Here is a 15178-nt window from a genome sequence, read left to right as displayed (position 1 = left end):
CTTTCATTCGAACAACTGACGACGCCTGGCTCCCGGCGACATGGAAAACCAGCGCTGGCAAGCGCGATTGAACACGCTCTGTTCGCTATAGCCGAGCAGACCGGCAACCTGGGACATCGGCATGTGCCGCTCCGCCAGATAGTGGTCGGCACGGTCACGCCGCAGGCTCTCGACGATTTCATCGAAGCTTCTCCCCTGCTCGGCCAGCCTTCGCTGCAACATACGCACGTGCATACCCAGTTGCTCGGCAATCAATGGCAAACGGCAACGCTGTATCGGCATCATGCGCAAGACCAGGCGCTCGACCTGACTGACAACATCCGACGTCGCTTGCAAGTCGAACTGCTGGAAATACTGTTCCAGTGCGCGATGCAGGTAGGGGGCCTGCTGTTCAATCCGCTGATTGAGTTGTTCGTCACGAAGTACCAGGGCGTTGCAGGATTGACCGGTGCACACCGCAGTTTTGAAATAGCGCCGGTAACGTGCTTGAGCCACTGAGTGATTGGCGGAAAACAGAACCGCCTGGGCAACGAAGTTGTCGCCATACAGCAACCTCATGCCGTTATGCGCCACCCCCATTGCCAGCTCCACCATTTGCCGTCGCGGGGTCGGTCCGGACAGGCGGATGTCGATCAACAGACGCGGCGCCTGTTTCTCGCTAAGGTCCAGATCAAGCTGGATGCCCGGGCTGTGGTAGCCGATAAAACGGATGATTTGCTCCAACGCCTCCCCCGCCGTTGCGCACGTTCGAGCGATGACCGCAATCGGCCCCAAGACGTGCAAGTCCTGGTACTCGGCCATGCGCAAGCCAAAGTCAGGGCAGTCCAGCTCTCGTGCGGCAAACTCCAGCAGCCCGACCAGCGAACGCAACGGCACCCGTGCCTCCTCGTCCATCAGCACGTCCGGATGGATGCGGAAGCGCTCGAGCATGAGGTCAGCTTGCCCGCCGAGCTGGCTTGCCACCTCACGGAACCCGGTAAACGAGCTTGTTCTGATCAATGTAGTCATGTCGTCAAAGATCAAATAAATGGCATGAGAGGTCAATTATTTTCTACCGCCTTCAGCCAACAATCGGTCCCAGGTAACTCTGTTGCTTCCTGGTGAAGCAGCCCCTGTTCGCTCGCTCGGGATCATTGTGTGATGGAATTCGACTACGTAATCATTGGTGCCGGTTCAGCCGGCTGTGTCCTGGCCAACCGCTTGAGTGCAAATCCCGATATCACGGTATGTTTGCTGGAGGCCGGTCCGGAAGACCGCTCGCCATTGATCCATGCCCCGGTGGGCGTCGCGGCGATCCTGCCGAGCCGACACGTCAATTGGGCATTTCACACAGTACCGCAGCCCGGCTTGAACGGACGTCGCGGCTACCAGCCACGCGGCAAGGTACTGGGCGGAAGCAGTTCGATCAACGGCATGGTGTACATCCGAGGCCACCATGGTGACTTCGACGATTGGCAGGCGCTGGGCAATCCCGGCTGGTCGTTCGCCGATGTACTGCCGTACTTTCGCAAGAGTGAAATGAGCCACCGCGGCGCATGCGACTACCACGGGGCGCAAGGCGAACTTTATGTCGGCAGGAACCCGATGCATCCCGTCACGCAAGCTTTCATCGAGGCGGGGCAGATGGCCGGACACCGCCACAATCCCGACTTCAATGGCGTCGACCAGGAAGGCGTTGGCCAGTTCGATGTGACGATCCGCGACGGTCGGCGCTGGAGCACGGCCACCGCGTTCCTCAAACCGGTTCGACACATCCGCAAGAACCTCACGGTGCTGACGTCGGCCGCTGCCGAACGCATTGTGCTCGAAGGCAAAAAAGCCGTCGGTGTCGAACTGCGCCTCAAGGGCAATCGCCAGACCATCAAAGCACGCCGGGAAGTCCTGCTCAGTGCCGGTTGTTTCGGTAGCCCACAATTGCTGATGCTCTCGGGGATTGGCCCGCAAGAGGAACTCAAGCCCCAAGGCATCACGGTGCAGCACGAACTGCCCGGTGTCGGGCAAAACCTGCAGGACCATCCGGATGTCGTGCTCAGCTACAGGAGTCAGGATACGTCATTGATGGGTGTCTCACTGCGCGGCAGTGTGAAGATGGGCAAGGCATTGATCGACTATGCCCGTCATCGGCGCGGCCCTTTTGTGAGCAACTTCGCCGAAGGTGGCGGCTTCCTGAAAACCGATGCCAAACTTGCACGCCCGGATATCCAGCTGCATTCGGTGATCGCGATGATCGACGACCACAACCGCAAGCTGCACTGGGGCCACGGCTTCAGTTGCCACGTCTGCGTGTTGCGGCCCAAGAGCATCGGCAGCGTCGGCTTGCAATCAAACGACCCGAGCGCCCCACCGCGCATCGACCCGAACATTCTCGGGCATGACGAAGATGTCGAGACCCTGCTCACGGGCTACCGCATGACCCGGAACATCATTCAACAAGCGCCGATGGCGCGTTATGGCTTGAAGGATATGTTCAGCGCGGGCTTGTACGGCGATGAACAGCTGATCGAACTGTTGCGTCAGCGTACCGACACCATTTATCACCCGGTCGGTACCTGCAAGATGGGCAACGACGAGCGTGCGGTGGTGGACAGTCAATTGCGCGTGCATGGCATCGAGGGGTTGCGGGTGGTGGATGCCTCGATCATGCCGACGCTGGTGGGCGGCAACACCAACGCCGCTTCAATCATGATCGCCGAACGCGCGGCGGACTGGGTGTCCGCGAGCAGGTGATCCTGCCGTCGAATCGACCTTCGGCGTTGCTGCCGGAGGTCAGCGGTTTGGATACACAGGTTCCGAACAGTGCGGCAGTGGTTTGAGGTGATTTGCTCCTGATCAGCTAAGGTAACTTGGTCAACCACCCGTTTGGGCAGATCATCCATGAACGCCTACTTCACCCTGTTCTTCGGCATGTTCACTACCCTGCTGGCAATCATCAATCCTCTGGAAGCCATCCCGGTGTTCCTGGGTCTGTTGCAAGGCAAAGATGCCGCCGAACAGCGGCGGGTGGCGCGCAAGGCCTGCCTTTACGCGCTGCTGTTGATGTTTTTCTTTTTGATCTTCGGCAACCTGCTGCTGCGTTTGTTTGAAGTTCCGCTGAGTATGATTCGGGTAGTCGGCGGGGTGATCCTGATGCGGATCGGGTTCGAGCTTTTTGCGCCCTCGCCCGACAGCAGCCTGATTCCAAGCGGTGGCAAAGGCGACGAGGACGTATCTTTCATCCCCATGGCCATGCCGATCATGTTCGGCCCCGGCGCCATTGCCACGGTGATCGGCCTGACCAGCACCATCAAGGACTCCGACCGCGCCGTACTGTCCTTCGCCGTCGTGGCGCTGGCGATCTGCGCCACCATGCTGGTCACTTACCTCTCTTTGGCCTACGCCAACAACATCCTCAAGAAGATTGGCCCGCAAGGCATCGATGCCGCGACCCGCATCGTCGGTTTCTTCGTTTCGGCGATGGGCGTGGGGCTGATCTTTCACGGGACAGTGGAGTTTCTCCAGTCGTATGGGGTGCTACTCAACGGTGTAGCGAAGTAGGACTGCAAAGCTCTCATGCAAAAAAACGGGCGCCTGTTTGGGGCGCCCGCACGGCTGATCAGTCACGGCGTCAATCGTGTCCGTTATGACCGTTCTGCTTCATGGCTTTGAGGATGCCGTCCAGGTTGTAGGTTTCCGGCGCCTGCATGGGCGGGAAGTCCTTGTACGACATCAGCTCCTTCTCCCAGAGCAACTGTCCGATCGGCAGCATGTTCCAGTTGTAGATATAGGCGTTACCCGGTGAGCCCAAGGCACCGCCATAGCCCGTGATGGACTTCGCGTCGGCACCGACCGTTGTTTCAAAAGGGTCGCGCTTGAGGTTGAGCAGTTGGGTCCAGTGGAACGTGGTCGCGCCATACAACCCGCCCGTCGCGGTATCCGGCACCATGGTGTAGTACATCTTCCAGTTCTTGTAGCGCACCGCCGAAGGTTGCGAGCCGGTGTAGTAGAAGAAGGTGTCGCGCGCCGACTTGTCGGACTTGCCGGTCAGGTAGTCGGTTTGATCCACGCCATCGAGCTTGGTCTTGACGATGCCGGGGTAATTGCCCGCCATGATCTGCTCATTGAGCTCATTACCCTTCTTGCCGCCAGCGATATTGACCAGGGTCGGTACCCAGTCGAGCGAGGCGAAAATATCGGTCAGGACCGTGCCAGGCTTGATCACCCCGGGCCAGCGAATGACCAATGGCGCGCGCATGCCACCCTCCCAGGTGGTCAACTTGCCGCCTTTGAACGGGGTTGTACCGCCATCCGGGAAGGTAATGGTTTCCGCACCGTTGTCGGTGGTGAAGACGACAATGGTGTTGTCCAGTTGGCCCATGTCCTCGAGTTTCTTCAGGACATAACCAATATTGTCGTCCAGTTGCTTCATGCCTGCTTCGTTGGTGCCCCAGTCTTTTCCGCCGGGCTCACCGACCATGGCGTCATACTTGGGTGGCAGCACCGTGGTGATGTGCATGCGCGCCGGGTTGTACCAGACGAAGAAGGGCTTGTTGGTCTTCTTCGGATCGTTGCGGTCGAGGAAGTCGATGACCTTGGCAGAGATTTCTTCATCCACGGACTTCGAGCGTTCCAGCGTCAGCGGCCCTTCGTCCTTGCACGTGGTGTTCTTTTGCGTACCGTCGCTGGAGACGCAGGACATGACCGGACGAGGTGGCGTCAGGCAGGTACCTTCCCGCGGATCGATGGCGCCAGGCACGTCCGGCAGCCCGTTGATCGGCGTGGCCTTGCAGGGTGGGGCGATGCCCTGCACCTGCGGCGTCTTGTTGATGTCGACAAAGCTCACGCCCTGCATTGCATCGAGGTGATAGAGGTAACCCCAGAACTCCTGGAAGCCGTGGGAAGTCGGCAGTGCCTCAAAATTGTCACCCAGGTGGTTCTTGCCAAATTCGCCTGTGTTATAGCCTAGATCCAGCAGGAACTTGGACAGCGCAGGTGTGCCAGGACGCAGCCATGACGGGCTGCCGGGCAATTGCGGTGGGATCATGCCGGTTCGCAGCGGGTGCATCCCGGTAAAAAAAGCATTGCGCCCCGCCGTACAACTCTGCTCGGCGTAGTAGGTCATGAATTTCGCGCCTTCCTGGGCGATGCGATCGATATTCGGCGTTTCACCCACCGCCAGGCCCTGGTGATAGATGCTCGGCTGCATCCAGCCGATGTCATCGGCCATGATGAACATGATGTTGGGTTTCTTGTCGGCCGCTTGAGTCACTGTCGACAGGCTGACGGTACTGGCAAGACTGCTTAACGCCAGTCCCGTCAGTACAAGTTTTCTCAGTTTCATGAACTTGATCCTCTTCCAGTTGATTCACATAACTACCCATCTCGGATACGTCGTGCTCTCATCTCTCAAGGCTCAAAAACTTCAACTGCCCCATCCTTAATACTGACGGTCATCCGTCACGGGTGCGGCTTCCTTAAATATGTTGAGCTTTGACCGCAATGGTGTTTGGCTCCAGTCATTTGCATACCCAGAATTCAGCCCTACCACTAACCGGATGGTGAGTATAGACGCGCATTTACAAGGAGCCGGCCGCAAAGCCGCCCCTCCATGGATCACATCACTTCATCGCTTTGCCTGCGCGACATCGCCGCAGAAAATATCGACGCTGCCATCTTCGGGTGATGTACGCACGACGATGGAATATTGTCCGGAAAGCAACTCTGACGTTGCGATCGGCGCATTACGGTAAAAACTCCAACCGTTGGACCCGGCTTCATTTTTTGTATTGACCTTATCGTTCATTGCATAGGCGACAGGTCCGGGTTGCTGACAGCTGCCTTTGTTGATGAAGGTGTAAATGCGCGGCGGCAGGAGGGTTCCGGTGGGAACGCCAGTGATATAGAAATCAAAATTGGTCTGGTTGCCTTCGGCTGTCAGGGTGGCGTTGCCCGTCTGGCCCGCATTGCGGTGGGTGGCCGCCAGAGGCAGATTCATTGAGTGGTTCGAAGCCGTGCTGCAACCGAAAAGACCTGCCATGAGTAGCGCGAGTGGAACGATGCGGGTATTCATAACAACCTCCAAAAGTGGAAGAAGTGCATGGGGGAACATTGGGTATAGCTCATTAATAAATGGGCTGTACCTCAATAAATCCGCATTGGAAAACTTCGCACCTGTCACCCGGCGATCAGGCAAAAAAATAGAAGAAACGCTGACAGTGTCATCTGTCCCTGGCTTTCACGCCTCCATGATCTTGACCAACAGACTTTCGCGCTGGCAAACGTCGGCCTCCACTGCCCTCACTTCTTTCATGAATACCTCTACCGCGGGTGGCAGCGAACGTTCCTTGAGGTAAATGAAGCCGTACCGGGTACGCAGTGCGAGGTCCTGAACGGGTAACGGCGCGATTTCTCCCGCCGACAATTCGCGTTCGAACGTCGACAGATTCCCCAGCGCCAAGGCGTTGCTGTTCTCGACGAACTTCACGATTTGCATGGGGACATCAATTTCGATGGCCGGTACGAAGTCTCCGCTCAGCGCATCATAGGCACCGGCGCAGCCCAGCGTTGCCGGAAGCAAGTGGGTCGCCAATCGCAAGGGAATGCGCGACGCCACCCAGGGGTAATCGAGTGTTTGTGCCAGCGTCAGGGAACGGTTTTGCGCCAGCAGCGGATGGTCCGGTCGACAGAACAGGCGGCCTTCATGCTCCCCCAACAGCTCGCAGGTGAGCTCTTCCCGGCCTTGCAGGGTACTGATTTCAGCGATGCCCAGATCCACCACGCCGGTTGTGACCTGATGCGCCACCTCCCGCCACCCGGCCACATGGGCCGTCACCTTGATTTGCGGATGCCGGGCATGCATCCGCGCAATGCTGGCGTATCCGCTGATGATGCTGGGGTAAGGACCGAAAGCGACTTTCAGTGCGCCGATATCCCCGCCCGCGAGCAAGGCGATGTCACGGCGCAGATCCTGCTCCGCCACCAACAGGCGCTGACTTTTCTCCCGAAGCAAATGACCAAATGCAGTCAATACAACGCCGTCGGTGCGTCGATCGAACAACGTGACCCCGAGTTCGCGCTCCAGCAACTGGATGCTTTTGCTCAGCGCCGGCTGGGAAACACCCAGCGCCTTTGCCGCTCGGCCAAAGTGTGCGTGCTCAATCAATGCCAAAAACTGACGTAGACGGTTCGGCGTCATTTCATAACCTTTATGTTATCGAAAGCCTTTAAAACGGAATTTTTCGGAATTAACTCAATATGCTATTCATGGTTCGACAGGTCAAGCCGAGAACGCAGAACACTCGCGTTGCCTTGACGCCCTTGGACACTTCATCTGGCGCAGGAACCTTTCATGTACAACAAGACCCTCCATCTGGCATTGGCGATCACACTTGGCGGTGGCATCAGCCCTTGCGTTTTCGCTGCCGATGCAAACGGCGCAGCTTCCGATCCGGCTCCATCGCAAAACGTGCACTTCGACAGCAAGGGCAAGGCGCCTTCGTCCTACACGGTCGACATGCAGAACACTGTGCGCAAGACACTCCCCTTTGCAGACAAGCGCGACCTTGAAGAAGCGAAAAAAGGCTTCATCGCCGCACCGCCCTACAAGAAGATCATGGCCGACGCCGGGAACGTCGCGTGGAACATGGGGAGCTACAACTTCCTGAATGAAGGCAAGGATTACGACAGCATCAATCCGTCGCTGCAGCGTCAGGCGGTGCTCAATACGGCCTATGGCCTCTATGAAGTCGTTCCGGACAAGATCTACCAGGTGCGCGGGTTTGACCTGGCCAATATCACATTCATCAAGGGCGACACCGGCTGGATTGTCTTCGACACGCTGCTGTCGAAGGAAACCGCCAGGGCCGCCCTGGACTTCATCAACGAAAAACTGGGCAAGCGCCCGGTCGTGGCGGTGGTGATCTCCCACTCCCATGCCGATCACTTTGGCGGAATCCGCGGCGTGGTCGACGAGGCCGATGTCCGCAGCGGCAAGATCCCGCTGATTGCGCCGCAAGGTTTCATGGAGCATGCCGTGGCTGAAAACGTCTACGCCGGCAACGCCATGAACCGGCGAGCGTTCTTGCAATATGGTTTGCTGTTGCCGCACAGCCCCTATGGTCATGTCGACATGGCCATTGGTAAAAACGCTTCCAGTGGGAACATGGGCCTGATCGAACCTAATCGTTTCATTACCAAAGATTTCGAGACCCTGACCATCGACGGTATCGAAATGGAGTTCCAGAGCACGCCCGGCACTGAAGCGCCCGCAGAGATGAACACCTGGTTCCCACAGTTCAAGGCGTTCTGGGCAGCCGAGAACATCACTGGCACCATCCATAACATCTATACCCTGCGCGGCGCCCTTGTCCGCGACCCGCTGGTCTGGTCGAAGAACATCAACAATGCCCTGTATCGCTACGGTCAAACGGCAGACGTCATGTTCGCCTCCCACAGTTGGCCACGCTGGGGCAATGAGCGGATTCAGGATGTGATGCGCGCGCAACGCGATGCCTATGCCAACCTGAACAACGCCGTGCTGCATGCCGCCAACCAGGGCGTCACCATCAACGAGATTCAAAACGTCTACAAATTGCCCGAAAGCCTGAAAAACAACTGGGCGACCCATAGCTACCACGGCTCGGAAGAACACAACAGTCGCGCCGTGATCAACCGCTACCTGGGTTACTGGGATGCCAATCCGGCGACGCTGATGCCGTTGTCTCCGAAGGATTCGGCACCCTTGTATGTGGAAATGATGGGAGGCGCCGACAAGATCATGGCCAAGGGCAAGTCCTTGTTCGATCAGGGCAAGTACCGCGAAGCCTATGAAATCCTCAACAAGCTGGTGTATGCCGAACCGCAGAACAGCAAGGCCAAGGACTTGCTCGCGGATGTCTATGAGCAAGTCGGTTATCAGAAGGAAAGTGCCGGCGTGCGCAATAGTTTCCTCTCGGCCGCGTATGAACTGCGCCATGGCATGCCCAAGGGCGTGCCGCCAAAAACGGGTGGTGCGGACATGATCCGCGGCATGAGCACCGAGTTATGGCTGGAGTACCTGGGCATTGCCCTGGATGGCAGCAAAGTCGCGAACCAGCACTTCATCTTCAACCTCAAGACACCCGATAACGGCGAGCAATTTGTCGTGGAGTTGAGCAACTCGACACTGACCAATATCAAGGGGCAGCAAGCCAGCAAACCCGACCTCACCATCACCCTTGACCGTGCTGACCTTGAAGGTGTGATGGCCAGGAAAACCAGCTTTGATCAACTTGTTGCAGCCGGCAAAGCCACTTTCGAGGGCGATCGTAAACCGTTCGAACTGTTGATGGTGGCGATCACCCCGTTTACCCCGACCTTTGAACTACTGCCAGGCACCCAACAGTAATCAACAAGGGCTGCGCTTCATCCTGCACCGGGGTGAAGCGCTTTTTGGCGTTCTACTCGTAACCCTGAATAAACAATAACGAGCATGGATGGCGCTATTCATAAGTTGTTCCTTCCAATATCGAGAATATGAACTACCACTTATGTGTGACCCCACCAGGCCGCTTGAACGTAATTCAGGTTTTTCGACGTTCGTTAATTCACCCTTATTCGAAAATGCACATTTGCCGGGATTTAATCCATGCAAACCAGAACAGGTGCACTGCCTGCCTTTACGCTACTTGCCTTGTGCAGCCAGCAAGCACACGCCGGCGGCCTCATGCTCTACGAAATCGGCACCGATAACGCCGGCCTGGCCAACGCCGGTGCCGCTGCCCGCGCCCAAGGCCCCTCGACCATCGCCAGCAACCCGGCGGGCCTGAGTTACCTGCCGGGAACACAGATCACCGCGGGCTTGCAGGTGCTTTACGGCAACCTCAAATTCGATCGCGACGAAGACACCAACGTGCCGGGTAGCGGCAGTGGCAACGCCCTCGACCCGATTCCCGGCGGCAGTTTTTTCATCAGCCATGAACTGGACGAGCACTGGAGTGTCGGCTTCGGCCAATACGCCGACTTCGGTCTGGCGGTCAATTACGACAACGACTGGTCCGGGCGCTACTTCGCGCAGAACGCCAGCCTCGGTGGTTTGTCGTTGGTGCCGAGCGTGGCTTACCGCTTTAACGAGCAATGGTCGGTGGGTCTGGGCGTCAAGGCCATGTACGGCATGCTGCAAGCCCAGACCGCGATTGACCGCTCGCCGTTCGGCTTTACCGACCGCACCGACGGCCAATTCAAGTACAAGGACCAGGATTGGGGCTTCGGTGCGAATGTCGGCGTGATCTACGCCCCGCAAGCCGGCACGCGCATTGGCCTGACCTACACCAGCCAGGTCGATCTGGACTTCGAGGACCGGCTGGACGTGAATGGCGATGGCCGACTGCTCGAGCGCGTCAACAACACCAAAACCGAACTCGATGTGAAGGTACCGCAAACCGTCACCCTGAGCCTGTTCCAGCAACTGGACCGGCAATGGGCCTTGCTGGCCTCGGTCAACTGGCAGGACTGGTCAGAGTTCGGCGACATCGCGGTGCAGGTCGACACCACGGCGCTCGGCGCCCGATCAACCACTGTCGACGCACATTTCAAGGACACCTGGCACCTGTCGCTCGGCGCGCAATACCAGGCTACCCCGCAATGGTTGTGGAACGTCGGTGTGGCGTACGACAGCAGCGCCGTGTCGGACCACAACCGCAGCGTTACCGTACCGATGGCCGAGTCCTGGCGCCTTGCAACAGGAGCCACCTATGCGCTGGACAAGGACACCGACGTCAACCTCAGTTGGGCCATGATCTGGATTGGCGACATGCCGGTTGACCAGACCAGAAACGTTTCGGGCAATCGAATTTCCGGTCAATTCGACAATGCCTGGATTCAAGCCGTGACCGGAAACATGACCTGGCGCTTTTGAGTGTCTTGCCACACCAAAGCGACTTCATCCGAGGAGCACACAGCATCATGAATCTGTCCCGAAACCTGCTTGTCGGTGCCGCCGTGGCCGGGCTTCTGCTCGGTGGTTGCACCTCCAAAGTCACTGAACAGGCGCAGTACTCCGGCTACCTGTCCAACTACGACAATCTGCAGGAGGTCACCACGCCCAGCGGCGGCACGGCGATGCGCTGGGTGAGCCCGTCGTGGAACCCCAATGCCTATGACACGGTAGCGTTCGAGCGACTGGAGCTGTATCCGGCGCCCAAGCCCAATGAGCGGGTCAACCAGCAGACACTCGATGACATCCGGGACTACATGAGCAGCAGGGTCAAGGCGACGCTGGGGCAGAAGTACCGGATGGTCCACCACACGAGTGCCGCGCCAAAAGGTTCGAAAACCTTGATCCTGCGCGCCGCGATTACCGGCGTGAGCGCCTCCAATGAAGGCATGAAATGGTATGAAGTGGTGCCCGTCGCCGCTGTCGTCGGAGCGACACAGGCGGCCACCGGTCACCGCGATCAGGACACCGAGCTGTATATCGAGGCCGAGCTCATCGACGCGAAAGACAACCAGACCGTGGCCAGGGTAGTGCGCAAGGTGTTCGGCAAGCAGTTGTCCAACGAAACCCAGAAAATCACCGCCCAGGACTTCAAGGCGGCGATCGACAAGTTGAACGTCGATCTCTGGGCATTCATCCGCAGTTGAATCGCTTCCCCGTAGAGGAATAGCTGACATGGCTTCCCATACATTGCTTCGACTCACAAACTTGCACAGACCTTTAATCGTCGCAACGCTCATCGCCAGCGCGCTTGCGTTAAGCGCTTGCGCAACGGTGGATGCCCAGACGACCGCCTACGTCGGGGTCGAGCACCCTGCTCCGACCCTGCCCAGCGAAGTCCAGATACTACGCACGGAACCGACGCGCCCCAGTGTGCGTTTGGGCGAAATCCTGATCGATGCCAGTGTCGACCCCGCGCCTCCCATCACCCAGGTCGAACAGAAACTGCGTGAAGAAGGCGCCAAACTGGGTGCAGACGCGGTGGTGGTGGTTTACGACCAGATCCAACCCGTCGCCGCCTACGTGACCGGTCCTCTGTGGAACCGCGACATCGATACGATCCAGGGCCGCAAGCTCAAAGGCATTGCCATCAAATACCAATGACGAGGTGCACAGCTATGAAAGCAATCCTGTCCTGGCTGACGGTCACGTTGGCGACTGTCTTGATCAGTGCCTGTTCCGCCGTGGGATCGAACGATGGTGGTGCCGGTGAAATGGAGATTCGCTCGGGCAAGATCGAGCAGATATCGCTGACGCAGATGCAGACCAATCACGACAGTGGCGTCGGCGCCGTCCTTGGTGGTCTCGGCGGTCTCGGCATTGGCAGCCTGATCGGCAGTGGCACCGGGCGCGACGTTGCAATGGTTGCCGGCGCACTCGCCGGTGCGGTGGGCGGTAACTATGCAGAGAAGAAAAAGTACGATCAGCCGGTCGCAGCGCAACAGGTCATCGTGCGGGTGAAAAGTGGCGTGCTGGTATCGGTGACCCAGCCGATCAATCCGGCCCTGAGCAATGGCATGAACGTTTACATCGAAGGCTCGGGAAATAATGCCCGGGTGCTGCCACAGGGTGGGTAGCGGCCACGTCTGGAGCGGTAAAACGCCGTTGATCAGGCAGCCCAAGGCATAAAGCAAGTCATTACAGTAAAAATAAATAAACCTACTGTTGTGTAATATTACACTTCACGATAGATTTGTTAATAACCTGTAATGAGCTGAAAAGACCATGAAACCTTGCGTAAAAAGCCTGGTGCTCGAACTGCTGGTCGCTAAAAACGGCGTTCCCTTGCAGGTCAGGGAAGCCATCGTCGCCTGCGAGCTATTCGGCATCAGTGAAAACAACGTCCGGGTCACCTTGGCGCGCCTCACTATCGAAGCATTGCTCGAAGGTGCGGGCCGAGGAAGTTATCAGTTGGGGCCGCAGGCCAGGGACATCTCGGCGCAGCTGTTCGAGTGGCGCAACGTGGAGCAGCATCTGCGGCCGTGGGACGGCAGTTATCTGATGGTGGCGTGCAATGCCCTGGGGCGCAGTGATCGCAACATCTTGCGCCAGCGTGAACGTGCCCTGCAGATGCTGGGTTTCGCGGAGCTGGACAAAGACCTGTACGTGCGCCCGAACAATATCTCGCCTGATATCGAGTCGTTGCGTCGACGTTTGATCGAACTCGGCCTGGAACCGGCCGCACTGGTTTTCCAGGCCCAGGGCTTCGAAGAGGCGCAGTCGCAGCGAATACAAAACCTGTGGAAGGGTGAGTTGCTCGACGACAGCTATCGCCGCAATTGCGAGCAATTGGAAAGCTGGATGCTGCGCGCGGGGCAACTGAAGCCGGATATGGCCGCACGCGAGTCTTTCATCCTCGGCCGCGAAGCCATCCGCCAGATCGTCTTCGACCCCCTGCTACCGGAACCTATGGTCGATGTGGCGCTGCGCACGGAATTCTTTGCCTGCACCCAGCGCTTCGTGGATCGCGGCCATCAAATCTGGCGCACCTTTGTGCAACAGCCCTGAAGACTCAACTGACTCATCACCCGGGCCGGTACCTGGCCCTTGATGTCGAGGATAGACATGCATAACAAAACCAAAATCAGCGATATTCTCAGCCGCGACGAAATCAAATCCTTCAGCGAACGCTCAGACCTCTGGGGTGCCTGGGCCGTAGTGTCTACTTGGGGTGTGTTGGCCTTGACCTTTACAAGCCTGGCCTGGGCCCGCGAACTCCTGCCCTGGTGGGGATTTTGTCTCGCCCTGATCGTGGGTATCGTGATTATTGCCGGACGCCAGTTGTGCTTTGGCATTTTGCAGCACGACGCCGCGCACGGGACATTGTTCAAGACCAAATGGTGCAATGACGTACTGGTGGACTGGTTGTGCGCCCGGCCGATCTGGAACGAGCTGCGCAAATATCGTCCCTATCACCTGACTCATCACGCCAGGACCTCTTGCGTCGACGACCCCGATCTCTGCCTGGTTGCCGGATTGCCTACGACGCGACGCTCCTTGATGCGCAAGTGCCTGCGCGATCTTTCAGGCATTACCGGTCTGAAGTTCCTGGCGGGACGCGTGCTGATGGATGCCGGCGTGCTGCAGTGGTCGCTCACCAGCGATATCCACCGCCTGCCGCAGGCAGGTCGTCGCTGGTGGGACTACCCACGGACCTTTTTCAGAAACGCCAGCGGCATGCTACTCACCAACGGCCTGCTCCTTGCCGCATTCTGGATCAGTGGACAGGCGTGGTTGTACGGTGTGTGGGTGCTGGCCTATATCACGCCGTTTCCGTTGTTCATCCGCATTCGCTCCATGGCCGAACATGCCTGCCTGGAATCAGGCACGGACGTCCTTCGCAATACGCGAACCACACAAGCCGGTGTTATCGCCCGCGTTTGCGTGGCACCTATCCGGGTCAACTTTCACATCGAGCACCATCTGATGGCATCGGTGCCGTATTTTCGCCTGCCGAAGTTGCATGCTCTTTTGCGACAGCGTGGCATCGTGCCGCAACCGCCCACTTACTTGCAGGTGCTCAAGCGTGTGAGCCAGCGAATTCACACCGCCTGATGGGTGAATACTGTTCGCCCCAGACTCAAAAGCCGAAGTAGACAAATGCCGTAGCTGCCGCCATACCCCACGCGACCAATGCCATGACCGTTGAGTTTTGCGGTAATCCGGATTCGCTCAATCGCTGCAAACCGGGCTTCGCAACACCGACCTGTACATAATAACCATGCCTGATTGCCTGGTAGGTATACCGCAGGCCGACCAACAGAAACAGGGCGATCAGGCCAAGGGCAAGCCCACGCCTGATAGCCGGTTTAGCCAATGCTGCAAGGTGATCCTGCTCGCAGGCAACGCTATTGAGTTGCACAACGGTAATTCGTTGATAGTCCGTCGAAGAGCGCTTTTGCCCCATCTGGATCGCCGCCTGTTGCTCCAGATCCAGCACCTGATACTTCCAGAGTGTTGACGATCCTTTTCGGCAAAAGGTAAACGCAGCAGGACTTGAGACGGAGATAATACAAGCGTCGTTGATATCCAGTTTTTCCAGCGTTTCCATGGCTGACCTGGTGAAGTCCAGGTCGAAGACAGAAGCGGCCCCGGTAGCAGATGCCGCGGCCGAAACCAGTAGGCTGCTCAAGATGCAGATGGCAGAAATGTTCACGACCTGGTGTCCCCTTTTCCATTTTTTGATTTCGCAGCTCAATTCCAGCCTGCTTTGTTGAGCTCCAGTACGCT

The 15178-nt window shown here is 57.9% G+C and carries 14 protein-coding genes; 9 read left to right on the top strand and 5 right to left on the bottom strand.

The window, feature by feature from the left end; translation table 11 throughout:
* Positions 1-3 precede the first annotated feature (3 nt).
* Positions 4-1008 (bottom strand): AraC family transcriptional regulator, encoded by a 1005-nt coding sequence (locus PPUTUW4_RS08885; protein WP_015094326.1) that lies wholly within the window; start codon positions 1006-1008, stop codon positions 4-6.
* A gap of 132 nt (positions 1009-1140) precedes the next feature.
* On the opposite strand from PPUTUW4_RS08885, the gene PPUTUW4_RS08880 reads away from it, so the two are divergent.
* Positions 1141-2727 carry a choline dehydrogenase gene (locus PPUTUW4_RS08880; RefSeq protein ID WP_015094325.1) on the top strand — a complete coding sequence of 529 codons (1587 nt, stop codon included), beginning with the start codon at positions 1141-1143 and terminating at the stop codon, positions 2725-2727.
* Positions 2728-2874: 147 nt separating this feature from the next.
* Positions 2875-3534 (top strand): MarC family protein, encoded by a 660-nt coding sequence (locus PPUTUW4_RS08875; protein ID WP_015094324.1) that lies wholly within the window; start codon positions 2875-2877, stop codon positions 3532-3534.
* A gap of 70 nt (positions 3535-3604) precedes the next feature.
* Here the strand turns inward: PPUTUW4_RS08875 and PPUTUW4_RS08870 are convergent, their stop codons facing one another.
* The 3 genes from PPUTUW4_RS08870 to PPUTUW4_RS08860 form a co-directional block, all read right to left on the bottom strand.
* Positions 3605-5317, bottom strand: coding sequence for an arylsulfatase (locus tag PPUTUW4_RS08870; protein ID WP_015094323.1), 1713 nt, complete (start codon positions 5315-5317; stop codon positions 3605-3607).
* Between the two features lie 282 nt (positions 5318-5599).
* Positions 5600-6046, bottom strand: coding sequence for a hypothetical protein (locus PPUTUW4_RS08865; RefSeq protein ID WP_015094322.1), 447 nt, complete (start codon positions 6044-6046; stop codon positions 5600-5602).
* 165 nt (positions 6047-6211) lie between these two features.
* A complete protein-coding gene (locus PPUTUW4_RS08860; RefSeq protein ID WP_015094321.1) occupies positions 6212-7171 on the bottom strand; it encodes a LysR family transcriptional regulator in 960 nt (319 codons plus the stop codon).
* Between the two features lie 153 nt (positions 7172-7324).
* Here PPUTUW4_RS08860 and PPUTUW4_RS08855 point away from each other — a divergent pair, with 153 nt between their 5' ends.
* The 7 genes from PPUTUW4_RS08855 (at position 7325) to PPUTUW4_RS08825 (ending at position 14503) form a co-directional block, all read left to right on the top strand.
* Positions 7325-9361, top strand: coding sequence for an alkyl sulfatase dimerization domain-containing protein (locus tag PPUTUW4_RS08855; RefSeq protein ID WP_015094320.1), 2037 nt, complete (start codon positions 7325-7327; stop codon positions 9359-9361).
* A gap of 240 nt (positions 9362-9601) precedes the next feature.
* The gene (locus tag PPUTUW4_RS08850; RefSeq protein WP_015094319.1) at positions 9602-10870 is read left to right on the top strand and encodes an OmpP1/FadL family transporter; all 1269 of its coding nucleotides are present in this window, start codon (positions 9602-9604) and stop codon (positions 10868-10870) included.
* Between the two features lie 47 nt (positions 10871-10917).
* Positions 10918-11595, top strand: coding sequence for a DUF3313 domain-containing protein (locus PPUTUW4_RS08845; protein WP_015094318.1), 678 nt, complete (start codon positions 10918-10920; stop codon positions 11593-11595).
* 28 nt (positions 11596-11623) lie between these two features.
* Complete coding sequence (locus PPUTUW4_RS08840; RefSeq protein WP_015094317.1) at positions 11624-12052, top strand: hypothetical protein; 429 nt, start codon at positions 11624-11626, stop codon at positions 12050-12052.
* A gap of 14 nt (positions 12053-12066) precedes the next feature.
* Positions 12067-12525 (top strand): glycine zipper 2TM domain-containing protein, encoded by a 459-nt coding sequence (locus PPUTUW4_RS08835; RefSeq protein WP_015094316.1) that lies wholly within the window; start codon positions 12067-12069, stop codon positions 12523-12525.
* A gap of 148 nt (positions 12526-12673) precedes the next feature.
* Positions 12674-13456 (top strand): PaaX family transcriptional regulator C-terminal domain-containing protein, encoded by a 783-nt coding sequence (locus PPUTUW4_RS08830; protein WP_015094315.1) that lies wholly within the window; start codon positions 12674-12676, stop codon positions 13454-13456.
* 57 nt (positions 13457-13513) lie between these two features.
* Positions 13514-14503, top strand: coding sequence for a fatty acid desaturase family protein (locus PPUTUW4_RS08825; RefSeq protein WP_015094314.1), 990 nt, complete (start codon positions 13514-13516; stop codon positions 14501-14503).
* A gap of 25 nt (positions 14504-14528) precedes the next feature.
* Here the strand turns inward: PPUTUW4_RS08825 and PPUTUW4_RS08820 are convergent, their stop codons facing one another.
* Positions 14529-15104: a hypothetical protein gene (locus PPUTUW4_RS08820; protein ID WP_015094313.1), complete on the bottom strand. Its 576-nt coding sequence runs from the start codon at positions 15102-15104 to the stop codon at positions 14529-14531.
* Between the last annotated feature and the right edge of the window lie 74 nt (positions 15105-15178).

Source organism: Pseudomonas sp. UW4, from assembly GCF_000316175.1.
GTDB classification, from domain to species: Bacteria; Pseudomonadota; Gammaproteobacteria; order Pseudomonadales; family Pseudomonadaceae; genus Aquipseudomonas; species Aquipseudomonas laurylsulfatiphila.
This window is presented reverse-complemented; position numbering and strand designations above follow the sequence as displayed.